The organism is Bradyrhizobium sp. CCGB01 (assembly GCF_024199795.1).
Classification (GTDB): domain Bacteria; phylum Pseudomonadota; class Alphaproteobacteria; order Rhizobiales; family Xanthobacteraceae; genus Bradyrhizobium.
On the sequence record NZ_JANADK010000001.1, the window covers coordinates 981,899 to 1,006,475 of the forward strand.

Genomic DNA, 24,577 nt, shown 5'->3' on the forward strand with positions numbered 1-24,577 from the left:
AATCTAGACGGATGGATGAGGGGAGCTGCGCCGGTCTATTCGGTCGCGATAGTGGGGTTCATATGGTTACCATTTCCCTTCAAACAATCGCCTGAGGGGTTAACCGAAGATGAACTCTTGGTAGTGGTCAAGGCCGCAACAACCAGCGGGAGGGGCGAATAGCCGCGCCCGATCGGGATTCTCGGTATTTCGACACCGGAAATGCATGTTTTCAGCGATTCTGCCGCAGGCAGGCGTTCCGCGTCGGCGGCGTCCAGATCGACCACGAGGCCGACGGTCGCATGCTCCACGAAGTCGCAGCGGCGGATTCCGAGGCCGCGAATCTCGATCAGGCCGGCCAGGATCCTGCTCGGGCGGACCTCAATTTCATCGCCGACTGTCGCCAGATGGACACGGTCATCGCCGACCAGAACGGCGCTTTCGACGACGCCGGCGCGTCCCGCCATGATCAATTCGAAGGCAAGGCGCGACTTGCCGGAGCCCGAGGGCCCGCGGATCAGCACCGCCAGACTGCCGACCTTGACTGCGGAGGCGTGAACGCTGGGGCCACCGTCGCTCATAGCGCCGGCAGCCTCACCACGAAGTGCGCGCCGGTCACCGTAGGCGCTCCGTCCTCATCCGCCGGGCCCGGGCGGTTCTCGGCCCAGATGCGTCCACCATGGGCGTCGACGATCTGCTTGGAGATCGACAGGCCGAGGCCGGAGTTCTGGCCAAAGCCCTGGTGCGGACGGTCGGTATAGAAGCGCTCGAAGATGCGCTCCAGCGCGTCGTCGCGGATGCCGGGGCCGTCGTCGTCGACCACGATCTCGATCTCGGAGCGCACCCGGCGGCAGGTGAGGCGCACCTTGCTGCCGGCCTCCGAGAACGATTGCGCGTTGGAGAGCAGGTTGGAAACCACCTGCCCGAGCCGTGAATCATGGCCGGTCACGGCGAAATTGTCGGTCGGGCCGCGGCCCTCGAAGCGCGTTTCGACCGCGACGTCATGGCCGAGCTTGGTTTCATTGGCGACGGATGCGAGCGTCGTCAGCAGGCGGCGCAGGTCGACCGGAACCGCATCCTGGCGCTGCAATTCGGCGTCGAGGCGGCTGGCATCGGAGATGTCGGAGATGAGGCGGTCGAGCCGCTTGACGTCATGCTCGATCACCTCGAGCAGGCGTGCGCGGCTGGTCTCGTTGCGCGCCAGCGGCAGCGTCTCGACCGCGGAGCGCAACGAGGTCAGCGGGTTCTTCAGCTCATGCGCGACATCGGCGGCGAACATCTCGATCGCCTCGATGCGGCTGTAGAGCGCGCTGGTCATGTCGCGCAGCGCGCCGGAGAGGTGACCGATCTCGTCGCGGCGTCGGGTGAAGTCGGGGATCTCGATGCGGGCCTTGATGCGGCGGCGGACGCGCTCGGCGCTGTCGGCGAGCCGGCGCACCGGACCTGCGATCGTGCTGGCGAGCAGCAGCGACAGCATGATCATGACCGCGGCTGCGACGCCGCCGACCTTCAGGATGGCGAGGCGCTCGGCCGTGACCATCTGATCGATGTCGTCGCCCTGGGTCGACAGCATCAGGGCGCCGTGGATGGCGCGCGAGCGCAGCACGGGGACCGCGACCGAGACGATCACCTCGCCGCGCGAATTGACCCGCACCATCGAACGCTTCTGGCCCTGGAGCGCGTCGCTCACTTCCGCATAGCCATTGCCATTCTCGCGCCCGAGCTCGCGATACAGCGGCAAGTCACCGCGGTTGATCCAGAGGCGCACCGAGGTCAGACCGCGCTCGATCACGCCAGGATTCTGCGATGGCGGCGGCAACGGGAAGATCAGCACGTTCTCGAGGTCGCGGCTGTCGAGCAGCACCGTCCCATTGGGATCGAAGATCCGCGCGCGGGTCTTGGTCGGCGAGATCAGCGTACGCAGCACGGGCGCGACGCGCTCCGGGCTGATCGGGAAATTCAGCGCCGAGTAATCGTCGGATTCGCCATAGCTGTCGCCCAGCTTCAGATCGAGCAGCCGGTCGGGATCGACGGTGATCGCGTTGGTCTGCACGGTCGCCGACGCGCCGATCGCACCGGCGATGATCTCGGCCTGCACCAGCAGGCTCTGCGCGCGCGCGTCGATCAGGCCGGCGCGAAACTGCGAGAGGTAGAGAATGCTCGCGACCAGCGCGACGAGGCCGGCGAGGTTGAGCGAGACGATGCGGCGGGTCAGGCTCGAGAAGGAAAGCGCGAAGAAATACTGGCCGGCGCGCGTCAGCCAGGACAGCGGCCGCCAGCCCTGCGCGGCCGGACTATCGTCGACGACGTGCTCCGGAACGCCGTCGGACGCGATGGCCCCGGCGTTCTGGTTCTCGTCAGGCTGCGTTCGGTCAAGCAATGCTTACGCCCGCGTTAGGACATCTCGTGCGAAGGGTCCCCGCATCCTAGAGCCATCCCGGTCCCGATGGAATCAGAACCGCCGATGTTCTCAGTCTTCGTGAAGGCGCGTGAGCCTCAGGCTTCCTTGAAGCGGTAGCCGACGCCGTAGAGCGTCTCGATCATCTCGAACTCGTTGTCGACCACCTTGAACTTCTTGCGCAGCCGCTTGATGTGGCTGTCGATGGTGCGGTCGTCGACATAGACCTGGTCGTCGTAGGCGGCGTCCATCAGCGCGTTGCGGCTCTTCACCACGCCGGGCCGGGTCGCCAGCGCCTGGAGGATCAGGAATTCGGTGACGGTCAGCGTCACCGGCTCGTTCTTCCAGGTGCAGGTGTGCCGTTCGGGATCCATGCGCAGCAGGCCGCGGTCGAGTGCCTTGGCGTCGTTCTCCTTCGGCGCAACGGTCGGGTCCTTCGGCGCCGAGCGGCGCAGCACGGCCTTGACACGCTCGACCAGCAGGCGCTGCGAGAACGGTTTGCGGATGAAGTCGTCGGCGCCCATCTTGAGGCCGAACAGCTCGTCGATCTCTTCGTCCTTGGAGGTCAGGAAGATCACCGGCAGGTCCGACTTTTGCCGCAGCCGGCGCAACGTCTCCATGCCGTCCATGCGCGGCATCTTGATGTCGAGGATGGCAAGATCGGGCTGGGTGGTGCGGAAACCGTCAAGCGCGGAGGCGCCGTCGGTGTAAGTCATGATGCGGTAGCCTTCGGCTTCCAGCGCGATCGAGACGGATGTGAGAATGTTGCGGTCGTCGTCGACCAAAGCGATTGTGGGCATGAGCCTCTGCTTTCTGCTTTCCGTTTGGGTCGTGGCTTGAAACGGCGAGCAATCCACTGATGCGCCGCATACATGGGTGCCGAAGTTGGCGTTCGAACCTTGTCACCGAGCAATGCAAGCTGGGCTGAAGTGTGACCAAGTTCCACGAAACGCGGCAGATTCGCCGCGTTTCGACCCATAACCTGACCCCCGTTTACCCGAAATAAGACCCCCCTTGCAACCACCTGACCCGAGAAAGCCGATGCAACCGACCCCCGATTTCGACCCCGGAAAGCTCGCCAAATCGTTGCTCAGGCGCTCGCGCCAGGGGGCGCTGGCGACGCTGATGGTCGGCAGCGGTGACCCCTATTGTTCCCTGGTCAACCTGGCGAGCCACCCCGACGGCTCGCCGATCCTGCTGATCTCGGGGCTGGCCGTGCACACCAGGAACATCCTGGCAGATCACCGCGTCTCCCTGATGCTGGACGAACGCGCGGCCGGCGATCCGCTGGAGGGCGCCCGGATCATGCTGTCCGGCCGGGCGGAACAGGCCGATTCCGACAAGGATCTGCTCCAGCGGCGGTATCTCAATGCCCATCCGTCGGCCGAAGCCTTTGTTTCGTTTAAGGATTTCTCCTTCTTCAGAATCCAGCCCACGGCAACCCATCTGGTCGCAGGCTTCGGCCGCATCGTCGACCTCAAGCCCGGGCAGTTCCTCACGGACCTCACCGGCGCCGAGGATCTGCTGGCGGCGGAGGAGGGGGCGGTCGCTCACATGAATGCCGACCACCGCGACGCCATGGGGCTCTATGCAACAAAACTCCTCGGTGCCGCGGCGGGCGACTGGCGCTGCACCGGCTGCGACCCCGAAGGCCTCGACATGCAGGATGGCCAGACCGCGCTGCGGCTGGACTTCCCGGAGCGCGTGACCGACGGCACGACGCTGCGCAAGATGCTGGTCCGCCTCGCTGGCGAAGCGCGCATGAAGGTGGACTAGCGCGCAACCATTTGAACGCTGCCCCCCATCGCTGCGACCCAAGACCGTAATGGTTCGATGCCGGCAGCGAGAGGGTTCATGACACGCCGTCGTTTGACGCTGGTTGCGGGTTTGGCGCTCGCGATCACCGCATCGCTTGCCAGCCCCAGCCTTGCCCAGAAAAACCTCGCCGCGGAGAGCGCGCGGATCAACGCGCTCATCAGCGCCGGAAAGTACGCGGACGCGCTTCCGCTCGCGCAGGCGATGGTCGCGGGTCTGGAGAATGACAATGGTCGCGAGCTTGCAGCCGCGCTGAACAATCTCGGCCAGGTCCATGCCGGTCAGGGCCGGGACGATCTGGCTGAGCCGCTCTACAAGCGCTCCATCATGCTGATGGAGAGATCGCTCGGTCTCGAAGCCCCGCTGACCGGAGCCGTACTGACCAATCTCGCCGCGCTCTACCAGCGGCAGAGCCGTTATGCCGAGGCCGAGCCGCTGTTCAGGCGCGCTCTCGCCGTTCGCGAGAAGGCGCTGTCGCGCGAGCATCCCGATATCGGTCAGTCCCTCAACAATCTCGGCACGCTCTATGCGAAGCAGCAGCACTATGCGGACGCCGAGCCGCTGTTTCAGCGGGCGCTCGCGATCTATCAGAAGGTGGGCGGCCCCGAGCACCCGGCGGTCGCGACGCTCCTGAACAATCTCGGCCAGGTCTATCGCGACCTCAACCGCGATGCGGATGCCGAGGCGCCGATCAAGCGCTCGCTCGCGATCCGCGAAAAGGTGCTGGGAACGGATCATCCCGACGTCGCGCGCTCGCTGAACAATCTCGCCGGTCTGTACGAGCATCAGAAGCGCTATGCCGATGCCGAGCCGCTCTATCGCCGTGCGCTGTCGATCCGCGAACGTGCGCTCGGTCCCGATCATCCCGATGTCGCGACCTCCACCAGCAATCTCGCTTATTTCCTCTACGTGTCCGGGCGCACCGCGGACGCATGGCCGCTCGCGGAAAGGACGCTTCGGGGCGATCGCGCGCAGTTGCGCGTGGTGTTGCCGGTGGTGTTCGCCGCGCGGCAGCAATCGCTCCTGGCCGACGACAGGGCGGTGGACGAGGCGCTCGCCGCGATCCAGCGCGGCACGCAATCCTCCGCCGCATCCGCCGTGAACAAGCTGGCCGTGCGCCTTGCCGCCGGCAGCGACCGGCTCGCCGAGCTGGTGCGCCGGGACCAGGATCTTGCCGCCGAGTCCGAGGCACTCGACAAGGCGATCGTCTCCGCGGTGTCGAAGCAATCGGCCCAGCGCAACGTCGCGGCCGAGCAGCGCAGCCGCGTGCGGATCGCCGCGATTGTGAACGAGCGCACGGGCTTGCAGAAGACGCTCGCGGTCGAGTTTCCCGACTACGCGTCGCTCTCCAATCCCCTGCCGCTGGCCGTGAAGGACATCAAGTCACTGCTGTCGCCCGACGAAGCGATGGTGCTCTATTCCGTGCTCGACAAGCAGAGCTATGTCGTCGCGATCACGCGCGAGGGCGTCGACTGGAAGGAGATTCCGCTCGGCGCGGACGCGCTGGCGCAGAAGGTGACTGCCTTCCGCAAGGGGCTCGATGTCGGCAAGGCGCGCGATGCCTCCGGCAAATCAGGATTGTTCGATCTCGCGCTCGCCAACGAACTTTATGTCGCGTTGCTCGGCCCGGTCGAAGCGCTGACGAAGGACAAGCGCAACCTGCTGGTGGTGCCGTCGGCTGCGCTGACGGCATTGCCGTTTCATCTGCTCGTCACGGAGACGCCGCAAGCTGCGATCCCGGATACGCTCGAAGGCTATCGCGGCGCCGCCTGGCTGTTGCGGCGTCAGGCGGTGTCGGTGCTGCCCTCGGTGGTGAGCCTGAAATCGCTGCGTGCCTTCGCACGTCGGGATCAAGGCGTGAAGCCGATGACCGGCTTTGGCGATCCCGTGTTCAATCCTGCCCTGGAAGGGCCGGCCGATCGTCGCGCTGCAAGCAGCAAGGTCGCTGCACGCAACATCGCAACCATCGCCTATAGTGATTTCTGGCGCGGTGCCGGCGTCGATCGCGCGCGGCTTGCGCAGGCGCTGCCGCAACTGCCGGATACCGCGGACGAGTTGAACGCCGTGGCAAAGGATGTCGGCGCGACCGAGGCCGACATCCATCTCGGCCGCGATGCCAGTGAAACGACGCTGAAGCGTGCAGCGCTTGCTCAATACAGCATCATCTACTTTGCCACCCACGGTCTCGTCGCCGGCGACGTCAAGGGATTGGGCGAGCCCTCGCTGGCCCTCTCCATTCCCGACCAGCCGACGGAGCTGGATGACGGCTTGCTCACGGCGAGCGAAGTCGCTCAGCTCAAGCTCAACGCGGATTGGGTCGTGCTGTCGGCCTGCAACACCATCGCCGGCGACAAGCCCGGTGCCGAGGCTCTGTCCGGGCTGGCGCGCTCGTTCTTCTACGCGGGTGCCCGTGCGCTGCTGGTCTCGCATTGGGCCGTGGATTCGGAGGCTGCCACCCGCTTGACCACGTCGACTTTCGAGCTGCTCAAAAACGAACCAAAAATCGGCCGTGCCGAAGCCTTGCGCCGCGCGATGTTAACGTATGTTGATGACACCTCGTCACCGCGCAACGCCTACCCTGCGATGTGGGGGCCGTTCGCGCTGATCGGCGAAGGAGAGGTACGATAGGCCGCCCGGGAGATTGTGCGTCGCAATAACCTTGGGAAACGCCGAATTGTGCATTTGGTTGCGCGACCATTCGTAATTTTTTGATGCGCCCGCTCAGAGCTGACATGCGCGACGTTTGGCGCGGTCCTTGAATAAACCAAATCCTGCGGGATCGGCTTGGCAACGCCAGCGTTCACCATTATTACGTCGTCCAACCGAGGCCGGACGGCCTGTAATTCACGGTGACTGCGATGGCGCCAAAGCTTGGTCGCGCTGAGTGTCGCGGGTTCTAGGAGGATTTTTTCGTGCAAGAGACGGGCGTGCGCAACGGTGCCTTCGGCGCCGATAAATTCGGCTTAAAGAATCTCAAACAGGTTCACTGGAACCTCGGCGCGCCGCAACTCTATCAATACTCGCTCTCCGCGGGCGAGGCAGTGCTGTCTGCCGACGGTTCGCTTTGCGCCGACACCGGTGAGTTCACCGGCCGCAGCCCGAAGGACAAGTTCACGGTGCGTGATGCCACCACCGACAAGAAGATGTGGTGGGCGGGCAACCAGTCGATCACCGCAGAGCAGTTCGAGACGCTCTACCAGGACTTCCTCAAGCACGCTGAAGGCAAGTCGCTGTTCGCGCAGGACCTCTATGGCGGTGCGGATCCGGCCTACCGGATCAAGACCCGCGTCTTCACCGAGCTCGCCTGGCACTCGCTGTTCATCCGCACGCTGCTGATCCGTCCCGAGGCGGTCGAGCTCTCGAGCTTCACGCCCGAGCTCACCATCATCGACATGCCGAGCTTCCGCGCGGATCCCAAACGCCACGGCTGCAAGTCGGAGAACGTCGTCGCGATCGATTTCGCCCGCAAGATCGTCCTGATCGGCGGGTCTTATTATGCCGGCGAGATGAAGAAGTCGGTCTTCACCACGCTGAACTACTATCTGCCCGAGCGCGGCGTGATGCCGATGCACTGCTCGGCCAATGTCGGCGCCAACGGCGACACCGCGATCTTCTTCGGCCTGTCCGGCACCGGCAAGACCACGCTGTCGGCCGATCCGAACCGCACGCTGATCGGTGACGACGAGCATGGCTGGGGCCCGAACGGCGTCTTCAACTTCGAGGGCGGCTGCTACGCCAAATGCATCAAGCTCTCGCAGGAAGCCGAGCCCGAGATCTACGCGGCCTCGACGCGCTTCGGCGCGGTGCTCGAGAACTGCGTGCTCGACGAGGACACCCGCATCGTCGATTTCGACGACGGCTCCAAGACCGAGAATACGCGCTCTGCGTACCCGCTCGACTTCATCCCGAACGCCTCGCGCACCGGCCGCGCGCCGCAGCCGAAGAACGTGGTGATGCTCGCCGCCGACGCCTTCGGCGTGCTGCCGCCGATCGCGAAACTCTCGCCGGCGCAGGCGATGTACCACTTCCTGTCCGGCTACACCGCCAAGGTCGCGGGCACCGAGCGCGGTCTCGGCAACGAGCCGCAGCCGGAATTCTCCACCTGCTTCGGCTCGCCCTTCCTGCCGCTCGACCCCAGCGTCTACGGCAACATGCTGCGTGACCTCATCGCCCAGCACAATGTCGACTGCTGGCTGGTCAACACCGGCTGGACCGGCGGCAAGTACGGCACGGGCTCGCGCATGCCGATCAAGGTGACGCGCGCGCTGCTCACCGCCGCGCTCGACGGCTCGCTCCGCAACGTCGAATTCCGCACCGACAAATATTTCGGCTTCGCGGTCCCGACCGCGCTGCCGGGCGTGCCGGCCGAGATCCTCAACCCGGTCAACACCTGGAAGGACAAGGACGAGTTCGATAAGACCGCCCGCGCGCTGGTCGGCATGTTCCAGAAGAACTTCGCCAAGTTCGAGGCCCAGGTCGATGCCGAGGTGCGTGCGGCTGCGCCGGACGTGAAGCTCGCGGCGGAGTAAGTTCGCATCGGTTGAAAATGCAAAAGGGCGGCCGAGAGGCCGCCCTTTTTGTTTGTGCGGGGCATGAGCGCGAGCCACACAATTAGTGTCGTCCCCGCGAACGCGGGGACCCATAGCCACAGGAAGTGGTTTGGCGAAGACTCGCAGCGACTATTTCTTTGCTGGTACGTGCGCCGCACGCCATCGATAGATCACGCGGTATGGGTCCCCGCGTTCGCGGGGACGACGCTGGAGCGAGACCTCACGCCTTGAAGTACGCGATCTGCGTGGTCGTCGCGAGCAGCCTTCCGTTCGGCGACCACAGCTCGCCGTTCTGGTCGGCGTAGCTCCTGTGCATGATCTTCGAATCGGCCGTCGCCAGCACGCGGGTGATGTCTTCGGCCGCGAGCTCTTCGCTGTCGGTGTGGAAGTAGGTGGTCAGCGACACCGTGCCGAACGGCACCAGCTCGCGCCTGGCGTGGAAGATGCGGCCGAAGAAAGCGTCCGACATCGACATCAGCGACAACATGTCGAGCTTGCGCGGCGTGCGGTCGCTGATCCAGATTTTCGAATAGGTGCTGGCGAGCTCGGCTTGCGGCGGGCCGATCCGCATCTCGCCCTCGACGAAGCGGAATTCATATTGGTTGGCCCAGGACGCCGCGATCTTCGGGAACGGCAGCGTCTGTTCGAACGGCTTCGCGTCAGGGACCTTGGCTACCCTGTGCTCCCAGGAGGGGCGGCGCTCGGCGAACACGGCGGTGGCAAGCGTTGCGACCTCGCCGCCGCCCTGCGACAGTTCGACGCTCCAATGCTGGCTGGAGCGATTGGCCTTCACCAGCCGCACGTCCAGGTCGAACGGCCCCTTCGCGATCGGCGCGCAATAATTGACAGTCAGCGCCAGCGGATCGCCTGCGCGTTGCGGATGGTCGATCAGGGCGCGCAGCATGGTCGCGGCCGTGGCGCCGCCGAACGGACCGACAAAGGCCCAGTAGTCGTCGCTGGTGTGCCCCTGCCAACTGCTGTCACCGGCGCTGATGCGCGTGGCGTCGTCGAACGGATGCGGAAGCTTGGCGTGCATTGTTGGTCCTCGATGCCGACCCCGTCGTCATTGCGAGCGCAGCGAAGCAATCCAGACTGTCTCCGCGGATGAGATTCTGGATTGCTTCGCTGCGCTCGCAATGACGGTGTTTGAGGCTACGGCGTCGGTATCACTGACGCCGCCCTTGGGGATGATGACAGTCATATCATCATCCCCCTTGCGAGATGCAATGACCTCGCAGATAGGCGCCGATTTCATGCTGCGGAAAATCAGCCCGCGACGTCGCGCAGACCCGGCAGCAGCGGCGTGGTCGGATTGACCGGCACGTTCCAGATCTCCTCGGCGTATTCGCGGATGGTGCGGTCCGAGGAGAACCAGGCCATGCGCGCGACGTTCAGGATGGAGGCGCGCGTCCAGGCCGGCGCCACCTGCCAACGTGCGTCGACGCTGCGCTGCGCCTCGTAATAGGAATCGAAATCGGCGCTGACCATGTAATGGTCGAGATAGCGCAGCGCGTGCGCGATGGATTCGAAGCGGCCGGGATCGCCGGGCGAGAACTCGCCGGTGCCGATCGCATTGATGGCGCGCTGGAGCTTTGGCGAATTGCGGATCACGTCGGAGGCATCCAGCCCCTGCTTGCGGCGGATCATCACGTCGCCGGCCTCCATGCCGAAGATCGCGATGTTCTCCGCGCCGACATGGTCGCGGATCTCGATGTTGGCACCGTCGAGCGTGCCGATGGTGAGGGCGCCGTTCAGTGACAGCTTCATGTTGCCGGTGCCGGAGGCCTCCATGCCGGCGGTCGAGATCTGCTCCGACAGGTCGGCCGCGGGAATGATCACCTCCGCAAGGCTGACATTGTAGTCGGGCAGGAAGACGACCTTCAGCTTGCCGCCGATCGCGGGATCGTTGTTGACGACCTCCGCGACGTCGTTGATCAGCTTGATGATCAGCTTGGCGTACTTGTAACTCGCGGCGGCCTTGCCGGCGAAGACTTTCACCCGCGGCACCCAGTTGCCATTGGGATCATCCTTCATCCCCTGATACAGCGCCACCGTCTCGATGACGTTGAGCAGCTGGCGCTTGTATTCGTGGATGCGCTTGATCTGCACGTCGAACAGCGCGCTCGGATCGACCTTGATGCCGAGCCGCTCGCCGATCAGACGCGCAAGCGCGGTCTTGTTGTGCAGCTTGACGCTGCGGAATTTCTTCTGGAATTCGACGTCGCTGGCGCGGGCCTCGATCAGGCTGAGCTGGGTCGGATCGTCCAGCACGGCATCGCCACAGGTCTCGCGCAGCAGGTCAGTCAGCTTCGGGTTCGCCAGCATCAGCCAGCGGCGGAAGGTGATGCCGTTGGTCTTATTGGTGATGCGCCCGGGATAGAGATGGTTGAGATCGTGAAACACGGTCTCGCGCATCAGGTCCGAATGCATCGCCGAGACGCCGTTGATGCGGTGCGAGCCGACGAAGGCGAGCTGGCCCATGCGGACGCGGCGTCCGCTCTTCTCGTCGATCAGCGAGACCGAGGCGCGGAAATCGATGTCGCCGGGGGCGCGCGCTTCGGCGAGCGCGAGATGCTGGACGTTGATGCGGTAGATGATCTCGAGATGCCGCGGCAGCAGCCGCTCGAACAGCTCGACCGGCCAGGTCTCCAGCGCTTCAGGCAGCAGCGTGTGGTTGGTGTAGGAGAGCGTGGCGACCGTGATCTTCCAGGCCTCGTCCCAGCGGAAATTATGCAGGTCGACGAGGATGCGCATCAGCTCGGTGACCGCGAGGCTCGGATGGGTGTCGTTGAGCTGCACCGCGACCTTCATCGCAAGGCTGCGAAGCTGCCCGTCGGAGGTGAGGTGGCGATTGACCAGATCCTGGAGAGAGGCCGAGACGAAGAAATATTCCTGGCGCAGGCGCAGCTCGCGGCCCGCCGGGCTCTCGTCGTTCGGATAGAGGAATTTGCAGATGGCTTCCGCGCGCGACTGCTCGGCGCTGGCGCTGACGTAGTCGCCCTTGTTGAAGGCGTCGAGCTTCAATGGATCGGGCGAGCGCGCCGACCACAGGCGCAGCGCGTTGACGTGCTGGCCGCGCCAGCCGACGATCGGCGTGTCATAGGCGATCGCCTGCACCGTCTCGCCCGGATGCCAGATCGCGCGGTCGCGGCCCTTGTCGTCGACATGCTCGACGCCGCCGCCGAAATGGATGTGATAGATCACCTCCGGCCGCTGCAATTCCCAAGGGTTGCCGAAGCTCAGCCATTCGTCCGGATATTCCTGCTGCCAGCCCTGATTGATGATCTGGCGGAACAGGCCGTAATCGTAGCGGATGCCGTAGCCGATCGCGGGGATCGAGAGCGTGGCCATGCTCTCCATGAAGCAGGCGGCGAGCCGCCCCAGGCCGCCATTGCCGAGCGCCGCATCCGGCTCGCATTTGCGCAGCTCCGGCAGCGACACGCCGAGATCGCCGAGTGCGACCTCGAAGATCTTGAGCAGGCCCATGTTGTTGAGCGCGTCGGTGAAGAGGCGGCCGATCAGGAATTCGAGCGAGAGATAATAGACGCGCTTGCGTCCCGCATCGTAGCTGTGTTTCTCGGCCGTGAGCCAGCGATGCACGATGCGGTCGCGCAGCGCCAGCGCCGCGGCCTGATACCAGTCGTGCTTGGTCGCCATGCCCGCATCCTTGCCGATGGCAAGGCGCAGCTTCGCCAGGATCGCGCCCTTGACATCAGCCAGCGCGAGTTCGTCGACGGGCTGGTCGGATGCGGGAGAACTTGGCTGGAACGATTGATCTTGCAAGGCCGTCACTTCCTGGTCGCGAGAACACCACTCACCCTACGCGTCTTGCCTTTGTACCGGAACCATCGCTGGCGCGGCCGTGCACTGCGCTGGCGTAATTTTATGCAAGGAACGGGCCGATTTGGGAACCCGGGAGCCTACGGAGAGATGAGGATTGGTGCTAGATTGGGGGCAGATTCAGCCATCAGTGTGGAGGAAACGTCCATGAGACTGCTGATCGAAATCGCCGCCGCAGCCTTCCTCGTCGTCTGCATCACCGCCTCCAGCGCCGCCTTTGCCGCCGGCAAGACGGGCCGCAGCGCCGACGGCCTGAGCTGCGGCTTCAGCCTTCCGCAAGATGCCTCCCCGGCCGCGCGCTGCGCCGCCATCAAGCACCAATGCGGCGGCAAGTTCTACGCGAATGCGTGCGGCAACAGGCTGGTGTCGGCGGCGAGTTGAGGCGCGGGCCGCTGGATTGGCTGCGCGCGAAAGCGCGACGCGTTATCTGACCACGCCCGACGTGAAGCCCGCCTTGCGGCGCGGCGGCTTGATTTCCTTCTTCAGAAAGCAGCGCGCTTCACGCCCCGTGTAGCCGGGACGGGCATAGGTGAAGGCGCGGCACTTGTTGTCGGCGGTGCAGGCGGCCTTGCAGGCTTCCTCGCCTTCGCCGTCCTTGAGCTCGAAATTGCGCAAGTCGCCGCCGGGGCGGTCGATCGACGTTTCCACGCCCTCGATCCGCGGCTCAATCACGCCGGCGCCACGTACGCCGGAGATGCAGCAGCTGCCCGGCACTCGCGGCGGCACCGTATTCTTGAGCCAGCACACCGCCGAGCCGCCTTCGACGTCGGGATAGTTGAAACTCCAGGAGCGGCAGCGGCGGTCGCGCTCGCAGAGCAGCGCGCAATCCGCGGGGTCGCCTGACGTCACCGGCGAGTTGAAATAGTCGCCGCCGGGCCGGTCGAACGCCGTTTGGGCGCGCGCAGGCCAGCTCGCAAGCAGGAGCGAAAGCAGCGTGACGCATGCCACGACGCTTGCCACGACGGCCCCAGGCAGGCGGCCCTTCCCCATTCGAACAGCTTTCGAGTTATTGACGGCGCTCAGGTTTTTTCAGCCGGTCATTTGATCGCCGCAAACCTGTACGGGCGATGAACGGCTCAGGTCCTGATCGTCGGCCTCCGGTCTAGAACGCGTATTCCGCGTAGGCCGGTTCCACCGAGCCGTTCCAGGCACCGTTGAACTTCTCCAGCATCTCCTCGGCCGGCGTCCGGCCGGAATCGATGATGCGATCGAGCGGCTCCAGGTGCCGGGTCTCGTCGCGGCCGAGTTGGTCGATCCGGCCGCGTCGGCGCAGGCCGGCATGGGCCAGGACGAGGCATTCCTTGGCGATTTCGAACAGATAACGGTCCTTGATCCGCGACTTGAAGCCGAAGCGCGGCACGTCGTCGCGCAGGGCCTGACGCTCATGCGCGGTCCAGTGCTTCACCAGGTCCCAGGCGGCATCGAGCGACACATCGTCGTAGAGCAGCCCGGCCCAGAACGCCGAGAGCGCAGGCAGACGGCCCCAGGGGCCACCGTCGGACCCGCGCATCTCGAGATAACGCTTGAGGCGCACTTCCGGGAAGATCGTGGAAAGATGGTTGGCCCAGTCCGACAGCGTCGGACGTTCGCCGGGCAAATTGTTGTTGCGGCCCTCGAAGAAGGCACGGAACGAGGAGCCCGAGACGTCGATATAGTCGTCCCCGCGCTTGACGAAATACATGGGTACGTCGAGCGCGTAATCGACATAGCGCTCGAAGCCCATGCCGTCCTCGAACGCCCACGGCATCATGCCCGCGCGCGCATTGTCGGTGTCGCGCCAGATCTCGGAGCGGAAGGACAGGAAGCCGTTCGGCTTGCCCTCCGTGAACGGCGAATTGGCAAACAGCGCGGTCGCGACCGGCTGGAGCGCGAGCGAGACGCGCAGCTTCTTGACCATGTCGGCTTCGGAGGAGAAGTCGAGATTGGTCTGCACCGTGCAGGTCCGGTACATCATGTCGAGGCCGTACTGGCCGACCTTCGGCATGTAATTGGTCATGATCTTGTAGCGGCCCTTGGGCATCACCGGGATGTCGGCGCGCGACCAGGACGGCGTCATGCCGAGCCCGAGGAAGCCGATGCCGAGCGGGGTCGCGATCTCGCGCACCTGCGCCAGATGCGCCATCAGCTCGCTCTGGGTCTGGTGCACGTTCTCGACGGGCGCGCCGGAGAGCTCGAACTGTCCACCGGGTTCGAGCGAGATCGCGCCGCCGCCGGTGACGTCGTAGAGACCGATGATGTTGCCCTTCTCCATGATCGGCTCCCAGCCGAGCAGGAGCTTCATGCCTTCGAGCAGCGCGCCGATGCCGCGCGCGCCCTCGTAAGGCACCGGACGGTGGCCTTCGAGCGTGAACGGCGTCTTCTCGTGCTCGGTGCCCATCCGCCACTCGGACGGCGGCTTGCAGCCGGCCTCGAACCACGCGACGAGTTCGTCGCGCGATTGCAGCGGCGTCATATCGATCTGGTCTCGCGCCATATCAAACTCTAATCAAAAGGGCGCTTCGATCGAAGGCGCGCGGGTGGCAGGGATGGTCCGCGAACCCAAGGGGTGCACGGACGAGCTGGGGTGCCGTGCGATCATCGCGACGGCGTGGTTTCGTTGACGTGGGCGGGCGGCAGCTTCATCTCGCCGCACGAGCAGCCGAGACGATCGAGCAGGCCGCTGAGCTTGACCGCATCCGCATCGGACAGTTTCGAGCCGACATATTTTTCGATCGCGGCCGAATAGGCGCCCCACATCCGCTTCTGCAGCTCGCGGCCGGCTTCCGTGATCTCCACGAACTGGCCGCGCTTGTCGATCTGGCATTCGCGCCGGGAGGCGAGCCCCTCGTCGACCAGGCGATCGATCAGGCGCGACGTGGAATATTGCGGGATCAGCATCTGCCGCTCGAGTTCCACCGGCCGCAGCTCACCCGAGGGAGCTCGCGACAATTCGAGCAGCGCGTCGTACCATGCCAGCGGCGGGAACCCCGCCTTCTTCAGGTCCTGCTCGACACAATCGAGCACGCGGCTTTGCACCCGCATCAGGCGGATCCAGGCGGAAGTCGCCTCGGTCGATGGTTTGCGTTTCATGGTCCCGCTCAAGCTGTCGCCCGTCTCTTACCCCACTCGATGCACCTGCATCAATCTTGACTATTACATGCAGGTGCATGTAGGCGTTCTTTCGCCCGAACCAAGCACCAAGAGGAGGAAATTCCATGAAGCTCTATTACTCGCCCGGCGCCTGCTCCCTGTCCCCCCACATCGCGCTCCTGGAAGCCGGCCTGCCCTATGAGCTGGTCAAGGTCGATATCCGGGCCAAGAAGCTCGAAAATGGTGAGGATTATCTGAAGCTGAACCCCAAGGGCCAAGTCCCCGCGCTGGGCCTCGATAGCGGTGAGATCGTGACCGAAGGTCCGGTCATTGTCCAGATGATCGCCGATCAGGCTTCGGCCAAGGCGCTGGCGCCTGCCCACGGCAGCTCCGAGCGCTACAAGCTGCTGGAGTGGCTGAACTTCCTCACCTCTGAGGTGCATAAGAGCTTTGGCCCGCTGTTCGCCCCGGCGCTGAATGACGAAGCCAAGGCGTTCTTCAAGGACCGCGTCATGGGCAAGCTGACATACATCGACAGCCAGCTCGCCGGCCGCGACTACCTCATGGGCAAGCAGTTCACGGTGGCCGACGGTTATCTCTTCACGATGCTGACCTGGGGTGACCGAATGAAGTTCGACCTCTCGGCCATGCCGAACCTGATCGCCTACAAGGCTCGCGTCGCGGCGCGGCCGCAGGTGCAGGAAGCGCTGAAGAAGGAAGGCCTCGCGCAGGCGAAGTAAGCGCCCGCGCAATGGAAGAGGAAAAAGGCCGGATCGATGATCCGGCCTTTTTTGAACCCCTTGATTGGTGACGGCGTCGAAGCGGAATACCTCCACGAGACAGCCGCCCCATGAACATGATCGTCCTCATGACCGCTGCCGGCGCGCCGCTCGCGATGCTTGGCTTGTCGACGCCCGATGTGCCGCAGCGCAATTGCATCTTCATGATCCATCCGCAGATCACCTCGGCCGTGTTCGAGAGCAAGGAAGGAAAGATCGTTTTTCCGGACAAGCCGACCGAATATCCCTGCAGCTACGCGAAGAAGAAGGGCGGAGCGGATATCGCCTTCACCAATCAGAACGGCTGGCGCTTCGAGCTGCGCATCGGCCGCGGCGACGAGGGGACCTGGAAGGCCAGTCTTGCCGATGATGCGGTCGCGGGCCGCGCGTTCTCGCCCTTCGGGGACCGCAAATAAGCAGGCGGGGTCGCCGAGCCGGCTCTTTTCTTGCTGCCGGGCGGCACGCGGGCGAACCCATTTCGCCGGATCATCGTACCTTAATTAGACTTTTGAACTACTGTTCGCCAAATGTAAGTAGTGCTGTCTTGTCAGTTCCCGCAAAGCGCGCGAGCTTGGCGGAATTGTAGCGAATTATTTGTAGTTTCATCGGAGTCGAACTTGACGATTGCCTTCGTCCTGATCGCCGCAAGTGCGTTGGTAGGAATAGCGACAGGTTACTTTTTCAGGATCTGGGCGCTGGTATTGATCGCGCCGTCAATCGCAGTGGTCTCGGCGATCATTCTTCGCGTTTACGAATTCGGCATGATGGCCGGTGTGACCGTCATTGCCACCTGCCTTGCCGTCTGCCAGCTCGCCTATCTCGCGGCAGCTTATAAGCTGCACGCGCGCGACGCCTCATCCCATGACGAGATCGACGGCGATCCAGGCGAGGCAAGCGAGCAGAACATCCGCCGCCAGCACAAGTAAGGCCAAAGCTGCCCAAAGCACCGGCCCCTTGCGGCGCCGGCGTGCCGGCTTTTGTTGCGGGAAGAGGCGGCCAATTGGGGACGCAACAGCATATTTCGCGGTAAGATCGCGGCCAAGCGCGGTCTTCCGCAGCACCAAAGAGTTCATCAAGGACACTTTCTTATTTTGTCTGCAACTCGCCGCTTGTCGGCGAGTGCCCCAACCCGGCTTCATGACCCTGACCCGCAGCAAGACTAGTGCCAGGGCCGAGCAAAAGAACGGCGCCGCTTTGACGCGCTTATGACAATTGCGCGACACCGCAGCAGCGGGGACTTCGGCACGGTTCCTACGCGATTTCTGTGACCGGTTCCACAACCCGGAACAAGTCTGACGCAACCGTGATGATGTTGTGCAAAACAAAAAAGGCCGGATCGGTGATCCGGCCTTTGTCTTGGATGCGCAGCCCGGATGGAGCGTAGCGCAATCCGAGTCTTCACGTGGATCGGTCAGTCCCGGATTTCGCTGCGCTCCATCCGGGCTACGAGTTCAGCGAATCAGGCAGCCGCCTTCTTCGGCGCGAAGCGGCCGTAGAAGGTTTCTCCCTTTGCAGCCATCTCTTCGAGAAGTTTCGGCGGGGTGAAGCGCGAGCCGTACTTCGCCTCCAGCTTGTGGCAGAGCTCGACGAACGTCTTCGTGCCCATGAAGTCGATGTAGGACAGCGTGCCGCCCGTGAACGGTGCGAAGCCGAAGCCGAGGATCGAGCCGACATCCGCCTCGCGCGGATCGGTGATGACGTGGTCCTCGACCGTGCGCGCGGCTTCCACCGCCTGCACCACCAGGAAGCGCTGCTTCAGCTCCTCGATGTCGAGCGTGTCAGGATCGAGCTGCTTCGGCTGCAGCGCGGACAGGCCCGGCCATAGGCTCTTCTGACCCTTGCCCTTCTCGGGATAGTCATAGAAGCCCTTGCTGTTCTTGCGGCCGAGACGACCCTGGTTCTCGACCATCTCCACCATCAGCTTCTTCTGATCGGGGTTGATGGCGTTGGGGCCGAGATCGGCTTCCGTCGCCTTCATGATCTTGAGGCCGAGGTCGAGTGCGACTTCGTCCGAGAGCGAGAGCGGGCCGACCGGCATGCCGGCCATCTTGGCGCAGTTCTCGATCATCGCGGGTGGCACGCCCTCCAGGAACATCTCGTTGCCTTCGGCGACATAGCGGCCGACGCAGCGATTGGCGAAGAAGCCTCTGGAGTCGTTGACGACGATCGGCGTCTTGCCGATCTGCCGGACGTAGTCGAGCGCGGTCGCGAGCGCGACATCGCCGGTGTTCTTGCCGAGGATGATCTCGACCAGCATCATCTTCTCGACCGGCGAGAAGAAGTGGATGCCGACGAACTTGCCCTGGTCCTTGAAGCTCTCTGCGAGCGAAGTGATCGGCAGCGTCGAGGTGTTCGACGCGAAGATCACGTCCGGCTTCATATGCTGCTGCGCCTTGGCGAAGGTATCGGCCTTGACCTTGCGATCCTCGAACACGGCCTCGATGACGAGGTCGACGTCCTTCAGTGCGGCATAGTCGGCGGTCGGCGTGATGCGCGCGAGCAGGGCTTCCGCATCGGTGGGCTTGGCGCGGCCCTTCTTGATCTGCTCCTCGATCACCTTCTGGGCATGCGCCTTGCCCTTATCGGCGCTCTCCTGGTCGCGGTCGATCAGGACCACGTCGAGGCCGGCGCGGGCCGAGACGTAGCCGACGCTCGCGCCCATGAAGCCGGCGCCGATCACGGCGATCTTCTTCACCTTGGTGGGAGCAACGTCCTTCGGACGGCGCGCGCCCTTGTTGAGCTCCTGCATCGACAGGAACAGGCTGCGGATCATCGCGGCCGCTTCCTTCGAGCGCAGCACGGACGTGAAGTAGCGCGACTCGACGCGTAGCGCCGCGTCGATCGGCAGCTGGAGGCCTTCATAGACGCAGCTCATGATCGCGCGCGCGGCTGGATAGTTGTCGTAGGTCTCGCGGCGATAGATCGCGTTGCCGGCCGGGAACATCATCATGCCGGTCTTGGAGAACACCGGACCGCCCGGCAGCTTGAAACCCTTCTCGTCCCACGGCGCGACGGCCTTGCCGCCGCCCTTGATCCAATCCTTCGCCGCCTTGACCAGGTCAGCGGCGGGCACGACGGCATGAATGAGGTTCAGCGCCTTGGCCTTCTCGACCGTAACGGGATCGCCCTTGAGCAGGATCGTCATCGCGTCCTGCGGCGGCACCAGGCGCGGCACGCGCTGCGTGCCACCGGCGCCGGGGAACAGGCCGACCTTGACTTCGGGCAGGCCGAGCCGCGTCTTGGGATTCTCCGCCGCCACGCGATAGTGGCAGCACAGCGTGATCTCGAAACCGCCACCGAGCGCGAGGCCGTTGATCGCGGCCGCCCACGGCTTGCCTGAGGTTTCGATTGAGCGCAGCACCTGCGAAAAGCGCCGGCTCTGCTCGAACAGCATCTGGTTCGCCGCGGTCTCGCCTTGCTCCTTGAGGACCTTGGCATAGGCCTGGTTCATGCCTTCGAGCATCGACAGGTCGGCGCCGGCGCAGAACGCTTCCTTGGCGGAGGTGATGACGACGCCCTTCACCGCGGCATCGGCCGTGGTTTCCTTGACGATCGCGTCGAGCTCGCTGGTCGAGGTCTCGTCGAGCACGTTCATCGAACGGCCCGGGATGTCCCAGGTGACGAGCGCGATGCCGTCGGAATCGGTCTCAACCTTGAAGTTCTTGTAAGCCATGTTGGTTGCTCCTCGGTGCCGCAGCCGATCTCAGGCGCGGCGGTTGATGGTGATCTCGTAGGGTGGGTTAGCCGAAGGCGTAACCCACCACTGTCTTCCTCCGCGGAAACAGACGAAGGTGGGTTACGCTTCGCTAACCCACCCTACGGCAGCTCGTTACACCCGCTCGATGATGGTCGCGGTGCCCATGCCGCCGCCGATGCACAGCGTCACCAGGGCGGTGGACTTGTTGGTGCGTTCGAGCTCGTCGAGCACGGTGCCGAGAATCATCGCACCGGTGGCGCCGAGCGGATGGCCGAGCGCGATCGCGCCGCCATTGACGTTGATCCGGGCGTTGTCGATGTCGAAGGCCTGGATGTAGCGCAGCACGACCGAGGCGAAGGCTTCGTTGAGCTCGAACAGGTCGATGTCCGACTTCTTCATGCCCGAGCGCGCGAACAGCTTTTCCGTGACGTCGACCGGACCGGTCAGCATCATCGCTGGCTCCGAGCCGACATTGGCGAAGGCGCGGATTTTTGCACGCGGCTTCAGGCCGTACTTGCTGCCCGCTTCCTTGCTGCCGAGCAGCACGGCACCGGCACCATCGACGATGCCCGAGGAGTTGCCGGCGTGGTGCACGTAATTGACGCGCTCGATCTCCGGATGCGACTGCACGGCGACGCCGTCGAAGCCGCCCATCTGCGCCATCATCGTGAACGACGGCTGGAGCTGGGCCAGCGACTGCATCGTCGTCGAGGGACGCATGTGCTCGTCCTTGGCGAGGATGGTGAGACCGTTGATGTCCTTCACCGGCACGACCGACTTGTTGAAGCGGCCCTCGTCCCAGGCCTTGCCCGCCCGCTGCTGGCTCTGCACCGCGTAGGCGTCGACGTCGTCGCGCGAGAAGCCGTACTTGGTCGCGATCAGATCGGCCGACACGCCCTGCGGCATGAAATAGGCGGGCACTGCCATCGACGGATCCATCGGCCAGGCGCCGCCGGAGGCGCCGATGCCGACGCGGCTCATCGATTCGGCACCGCCGCCGATGACGAGCTCGTGCTGGCCGCTCATCACCTGCGCGGCGGCAAAATTCACGGCATCAAGGCCAGAAGCGCAGAAGCGGCTGATCTGCACGCCGGGCACGGCCTCGCCGAGGCCCGCCTTCAGTGCGGCAAAGCGCGCGATGTCGGAGCCGGCTTCGCCGACCGGATCGACCACGCCGAGCACGACGTCGTCGACGGAATCTTCCGGCAAATTGTTGCGGTCCTTCAGCGCCTTCAGCGGCACGGTCGCGAGCGCGAGCGCGGTCACCTCGTGCAGCGAACCGTCCGCCTTGCCGCGGCCGCGCGGGGTTCGAACGTGGTCGTAGATATAGGCATCTGCCATGGGAGCCTCCTGATTGCAGTTATTGGTGACGACCGGGGGGCGGTCGCGATCATTGGTGGGCGGAAATCCTCAGAAGGCTTCCGCCGGCAGTTCCATGATGGTGGCGCAGCCGGCCTGGATGCGCGCGAGATTGGCGGCGGTCTCCGGCAGCATGCGTTCCATGAAGAAGCGGCCGGTGACGAGCTTGGTCGAGAGATAGGGCGTTGCGCCGCTCTCGGCAATCTTGGCCTGGGTGACCTTCGCCATCTTCGCCCACATGTAGCCGAGCGCGACGAAGCCGAAGAGATGCAGGTAATCGGTGGCGGCAGCGCCGGCATTGTCCGGCTTGGCCATCGCGTTCTGCATCAGCCAGGTGGTGGCCTGCTGGAGATGGCCGAGCGAAGCCGAGAGCGGGGCGATGAAAGGCTTCATCGCCTCGTCGCCGCCATTCTCCTTGGCAAAGGCCATGACCTCGCCGAAGAACGCCATGATGGCGCGGCCGCCGTCGCGCGGCAGCTTGCGGCCGACGAGGTCGAGCGCCTGGATGCCGTTGGCGCCTTCATAGATCATCGCAATACGCGCATCGCGCACGAACTGCTCCATGCCCTGCTCGGCGATGTAGCCGTGGCCGCCATACATCTGCTGCGCCTGCACCGCGTTGGCGAAGCCGTAATCGGTGAGGAAGCCCTTCAGCACGGGGGTCATCAGGCCCATGTGGTCGTCGGCGGCCTGGCGGTCCTTGGGGTCCTCGGAACGGTGTGCGACATCGCTTTTCAGCGCGGTCCACATCACGAAGGCGCGCGCGGCCTCGTTGAAGGCGCGGATCGAGAGCAGCGTGCGGCGCACGTCCGGATGCACGATGATCGGGTCGGCCTGCTTGTCCGGCGCCTTTGCGCCGGTGAGCGAACGGCCCTGGATGCGCTCGCGGGCATAGGCGACCGCGTTCTGATAGGCGACCTCGGACTGCGCGAGACCCTGCACGGCGACGCCGAGGCGGGCCTCGTTCATCATCACGAACATGCCCTGCATGCCCTTGTTCTCTTCGCCGATCAGCCAGCCGGTGGCGCTGTCGTAGTTCATCACGCAGGTGGAATTGCCGTGGATGCCCATCTTGTGCTCGATCGAGCCGCACACGACGCCGTTGCGTGCGCCGACCGAACCGTCGGCATTCACCAGGAATTTCGGCACCACGAACAGCGACACGCCCTTGATGCCGGCGGGTGCGCCCTCGATGCGGGCGAGCACGAGGTGGATGATGTTGGGGGCGAGGTCATGCTCGCCGGCCGAGATGAAGATCTTGGTGCCCGTGATCTTGAAGCTGCCGTCGGCCTGGCGGACCGCCTTGGTGCGGAGCATGCCGAGATCGGTGCCGCAATGCGGCTCGGTCAGGTTCATGGTGCCGGTCCATTCGCCGGCCACCATCTTCGGCACGTAGGTCTGCTTCTGCTCGGGCGTGCCGTGCACCAGGAGGGCCGCAGTCGCGCCCATGGTGAGGCCGCCATACATCGAGAACGCCATGTTGGCGGAGATCTGGAATTCGTTGACCGCCTGGCTCAGCGTCACCGGCAGGCCCTGGCCGCCAAACTCCTGTGGTGCAGAGAGACCGAGCCAGCCGCCCTCGGCGACTTGCTTGAAAGCGTCCTTGAAACCCTTCGGCGTGGTGACGCTGCCGTCGTCGGCACGCTTGCAGCCTTCGAGATCGCCGACGCGGTTGAGTGGCTGAAGCACCTCTTCCGCGAGCTTCGCGGCTTCGCCGAGGATGGCTTCGCGCACGTCGCTCGACGCATCGGAGAAGCCGGCCAGATTGTCGTAGCGATCGATCTGGAAGACGTCGTTGAGCAGGAAGTTCACGTCTTCTACGGGGGCTTTATAGATCGGCATGGCGTTCTCCCGGCATCAGCCTTGAAGTCATTGCGTCTTGAGGTGATGATGTTGGCTTATGATTGGGCGGCAAGCTGCTCCGCCATCAGGCGATGCAGCATGTTGATCGCCTTGAGCGGACGCACCATCACCTTGAAATGGGTGATGCGCCCCTCGGCATCGAAAGTGATGATGTCGACACCGTTGATCTCGATGCCGTCGATGACATTCTTGAATTCGAGCACGGCGCCGTTGGCGCTTCGCCACTCGCCGACATAGCTGAAGCCGGGACCGCCGAGCACCTTCTCGGCGCTCGCGAGATATTTGAAGGTGATGTCGCGGCCGCGTTGCGGCGAGTGCACGACGGGGCTTTCGAACACGGCATCAGGATGGAGCAGGTCCCACAGCGCTTTGCTGTCGTGGGACTTCATGAAGGCGTACCAGGAATCGAGGCCGGTCATTGTCAGGATGCCTCCCTAGATCAAGGCCATGCAAAAAACTCGAAAACAACCCCATGCACAGTAGCGAGGAGTTTGATTTCGCTCGGTTTTTGGGGTCGGGTTTTAAGCCCCGACCTTCGGTCACCTCATATGCATATTGACGCATATGCACCAATGCGCATAAAGTCAAGTCAATTGGTCGGGACCTCTAGAAGGGAGCTGGTGCCATGGCGCTGGGCGACGCAATCCTCGCATGCCTGACGGAACGTCCGATGACGGGCTACGAGCTTGCCAAGACGTTCGACTCCTCGATCGGCTTCTTCTGGAAGGCCGATCACCAGCAGATCTACCGCGAGCTCTCCAAGCTGCGCGACCGCGGCTACATCCAGGGCCGCGAGGTCGTACAGTCCGGCAAACCCAATAAACTCATCTATACGCTGACTCCCGAAGGCCGAACAGCGCTGCGGCACTGGGCCGCGCGACCGAGCACGCCGCCCTCGATCAAGGACGACCTGCTGGTGCGGCTGCATGCACTCGACAGCATCGACATCGAGCCCATGCGCACCGATCTGATGGCCCGGCTGGAGCACCATCGCGACCGGCACGAAAATTACGAGCGCATCCTCAAGAAGCGTTTTCCGGAGGGCACCGCGTCGGGCGTGCTCGACCTCGGTAATTTGCTGCTGCTTCAGCTCGGCGCGCGGCACGAGCAAATGGTGGCCGATTTCTGCGAGGAGGCGCTCGAAGCGCTATCGGCGATGAGCGGCAAGGGCACGGTGGTCCCGCTGGACGAGAACAAGCGCGAAGGGAAGGGCTAGTTCGTCCGCCCC

The 24,577-nt window shown here is 64.2% G+C and carries 21 protein-coding genes; 8 read left to right on the forward strand and 13 right to left on the reverse strand.

Annotation, left to right across the window (positions count from 1 at the left end):
- Nucleotides 1-35 precede the first annotated feature (35 nt).
- The 3 genes from NLM25_RS04390 to NLM25_RS04400 form a co-directional block, all read right to left on the reverse strand.
- Nucleotides 36-560 (reverse strand): HPr kinase/phosphorylase, encoded by a 525-nt coding sequence (locus NLM25_RS04390; protein WP_254136185.1) that lies wholly within the window; start codon nt 558-560, stop codon nt 36-38.
- Complete coding sequence (locus NLM25_RS04395) at nt 557-2,359, reverse strand: sensor histidine kinase (protein WP_254136186.1); 1,803 nt, start codon at nt 2,357-2,359, stop codon at nt 557-559. Before NLM25_RS04395 ends, NLM25_RS04390 begins: the two co-directional genes overlap by 4 nt.
- A gap of 116 nt (nt 2,360-2,475) precedes the next feature.
- Nucleotides 2,476-3,177, reverse strand: coding sequence for a response regulator transcription factor (locus NLM25_RS04400; RefSeq protein ID WP_008542552.1), 702 nt, complete (start codon nt 3,175-3,177; stop codon nt 2,476-2,478).
- Nucleotides 3,178-3,418: 241 nt separating this feature from the next.
- Between NLM25_RS04400 and NLM25_RS04405 the strand changes: the two genes are divergently transcribed.
- From NLM25_RS04405 to NLM25_RS04415, 3 genes are all read left to right on the forward strand, one after another.
- Nucleotides 3,419-4,153, forward strand: a complete 735-nt coding sequence (locus tag NLM25_RS04405) for a HugZ family protein (protein WP_254136187.1) — start codon at nt 3,419-3,421, stop codon at nt 4,151-4,153.
- Nucleotides 4,154-4,231: 78 nt separating this feature from the next.
- The gene (locus NLM25_RS04410) at nt 4,232-6,820 is read left to right on the forward strand and encodes a CHAT domain-containing tetratricopeptide repeat protein (RefSeq protein WP_254136188.1); all 2,589 of its coding nucleotides are present in this window, start codon (nt 4,232-4,234) and stop codon (nt 6,818-6,820) included.
- 284 nt (nt 6,821-7,104) lie between these two features.
- Nucleotides 7,105-8,721: a phosphoenolpyruvate carboxykinase gene (locus NLM25_RS04415; RefSeq protein WP_254115366.1), complete on the forward strand. Its 1,617-nt coding sequence runs from the start codon at nt 7,105-7,107 to the stop codon at nt 8,719-8,721.
- 241 nt (nt 8,722-8,962) lie between these two features.
- Here NLM25_RS04415 and NLM25_RS04420 read toward each other — a convergent pair whose 3' ends face one another.
- From NLM25_RS04420 to NLM25_RS04430, 3 genes are all read right to left on the reverse strand, one after another.
- Nucleotides 8,963-9,778 (reverse strand): acyl-CoA thioesterase II, encoded by an 816-nt coding sequence (locus NLM25_RS04420; RefSeq protein ID WP_254136189.1) that lies wholly within the window; start codon nt 9,776-9,778, stop codon nt 8,963-8,965.
- 27 nt (nt 9,779-9,805) lie between these two features.
- Complete coding sequence (locus NLM25_RS04425) at nt 9,806-9,943, reverse strand: hypothetical protein (protein ID WP_254136190.1); 138 nt, start codon at nt 9,941-9,943, stop codon at nt 9,806-9,808.
- Nucleotides 9,944-10,008: 65 nt separating this feature from the next.
- A complete protein-coding gene (locus tag NLM25_RS04430) occupies nt 10,009-12,525 on the reverse strand; it encodes a glycogen/starch/alpha-glucan phosphorylase (protein ID WP_254136191.1) in 2,517 nt (838 codons plus the stop codon).
- A gap of 204 nt (nt 12,526-12,729) precedes the next feature.
- On the opposite strand from NLM25_RS04430, the gene NLM25_RS04435 reads away from it, so the two are divergent.
- Entirely contained in the window at nt 12,730-12,963 is a 234-nt protein-coding gene (locus NLM25_RS04435) for a hypothetical protein (protein ID WP_254136192.1), read from the forward strand.
- Nucleotides 12,964-13,005: 42 nt separating this feature from the next.
- Here NLM25_RS04435 and NLM25_RS04440 read toward each other — a convergent pair whose 3' ends face one another.
- From NLM25_RS04440 to NLM25_RS04450, 3 genes are all read right to left on the reverse strand, one after another.
- Nucleotides 13,006-13,572, reverse strand: coding sequence for a PAN domain-containing protein (locus tag NLM25_RS04440; RefSeq protein WP_254136193.1), 567 nt, complete (start codon nt 13,570-13,572; stop codon nt 13,006-13,008).
- Between the two features lie 112 nt (nt 13,573-13,684).
- Nucleotides 13,685-15,055, reverse strand: coding sequence for a glutamate--cysteine ligase (locus tag NLM25_RS04445; RefSeq protein WP_254115377.1), 1,371 nt, complete (start codon nt 15,053-15,055; stop codon nt 13,685-13,687).
- A 101-nt stretch (nt 15,056-15,156) separates the two neighbouring features.
- On the reverse strand, nt 15,157-15,651 hold the full coding sequence (locus tag NLM25_RS04450; protein WP_254115379.1) for a MarR family winged helix-turn-helix transcriptional regulator: 495 nt from the start codon (nt 15,649-15,651) through the stop codon (nt 15,157-15,159).
- Between the two features lie 125 nt (nt 15,652-15,776).
- Here NLM25_RS04450 and gstA point away from each other — a divergent pair, with 125 nt between their 5' ends.
- From gstA to NLM25_RS04465, 3 genes are all read left to right on the forward strand, one after another.
- Nucleotides 15,777-16,391, forward strand: a complete 615-nt coding sequence (gene gstA / locus NLM25_RS04455) for a glutathione transferase GstA (RefSeq protein ID WP_254136194.1) — start codon at nt 15,777-15,779, stop codon at nt 16,389-16,391.
- Nucleotides 16,392-16,501: 110 nt separating this feature from the next.
- A complete protein-coding gene (locus NLM25_RS04460) occupies nt 16,502-16,846 on the forward strand; it encodes a hypothetical protein (RefSeq protein ID WP_254136195.1) in 345 nt (114 codons plus the stop codon).
- A gap of 201 nt (nt 16,847-17,047) precedes the next feature.
- Complete coding sequence (locus NLM25_RS04465; protein ID WP_254115385.1) at nt 17,048-17,356, forward strand: hypothetical protein; 309 nt, start codon at nt 17,048-17,050, stop codon at nt 17,354-17,356.
- A 533-nt stretch (nt 17,357-17,889) separates the two neighbouring features.
- Here the strand turns inward: NLM25_RS04465 and NLM25_RS04470 are convergent.
- The 4 genes from NLM25_RS04470 to NLM25_RS04485 all read right to left on the reverse strand — a co-directional run bounded on the left by NLM25_RS04470 (nt 17,890) and on the right by NLM25_RS04485 (nt 23,768).
- Entirely contained in the window at nt 17,890-20,103 is a 2,214-nt protein-coding gene (locus NLM25_RS04470) for an FAD-dependent oxidoreductase (RefSeq protein ID WP_254136196.1), read from the reverse strand.
- Nucleotides 20,104-20,259: 156 nt separating this feature from the next.
- Nucleotides 20,260-21,468 carry an acetyl-CoA C-acetyltransferase gene (locus tag NLM25_RS04475; protein WP_254136197.1) on the reverse strand — a complete coding sequence of 403 codons (1,209 nt, stop codon included), beginning with the start codon at nt 21,466-21,468 and terminating at the stop codon, nt 20,260-20,262.
- A gap of 69 nt (nt 21,469-21,537) precedes the next feature.
- Nucleotides 21,538-23,328 (reverse strand): acyl-CoA dehydrogenase C-terminal domain-containing protein, encoded by a 1,791-nt coding sequence (locus tag NLM25_RS04480; RefSeq protein ID WP_254136198.1) that lies wholly within the window; start codon nt 23,326-23,328, stop codon nt 21,538-21,540.
- A gap of 56 nt (nt 23,329-23,384) precedes the next feature.
- Nucleotides 23,385-23,768, reverse strand: coding sequence for a nuclear transport factor 2 family protein (locus tag NLM25_RS04485; protein WP_254115395.1), 384 nt, complete (start codon nt 23,766-23,768; stop codon nt 23,385-23,387).
- 206 nt (nt 23,769-23,974) lie between these two features.
- Between NLM25_RS04485 and NLM25_RS04490 the strand changes: the two genes are divergently transcribed.
- Nucleotides 23,975-24,565, forward strand: a complete 591-nt coding sequence (locus NLM25_RS04490) for a PadR family transcriptional regulator (protein ID WP_254136199.1) — start codon at nt 23,975-23,977, stop codon at nt 24,563-24,565.
- Nucleotides 24,566-24,577: the final 12 nt, after the last annotated feature.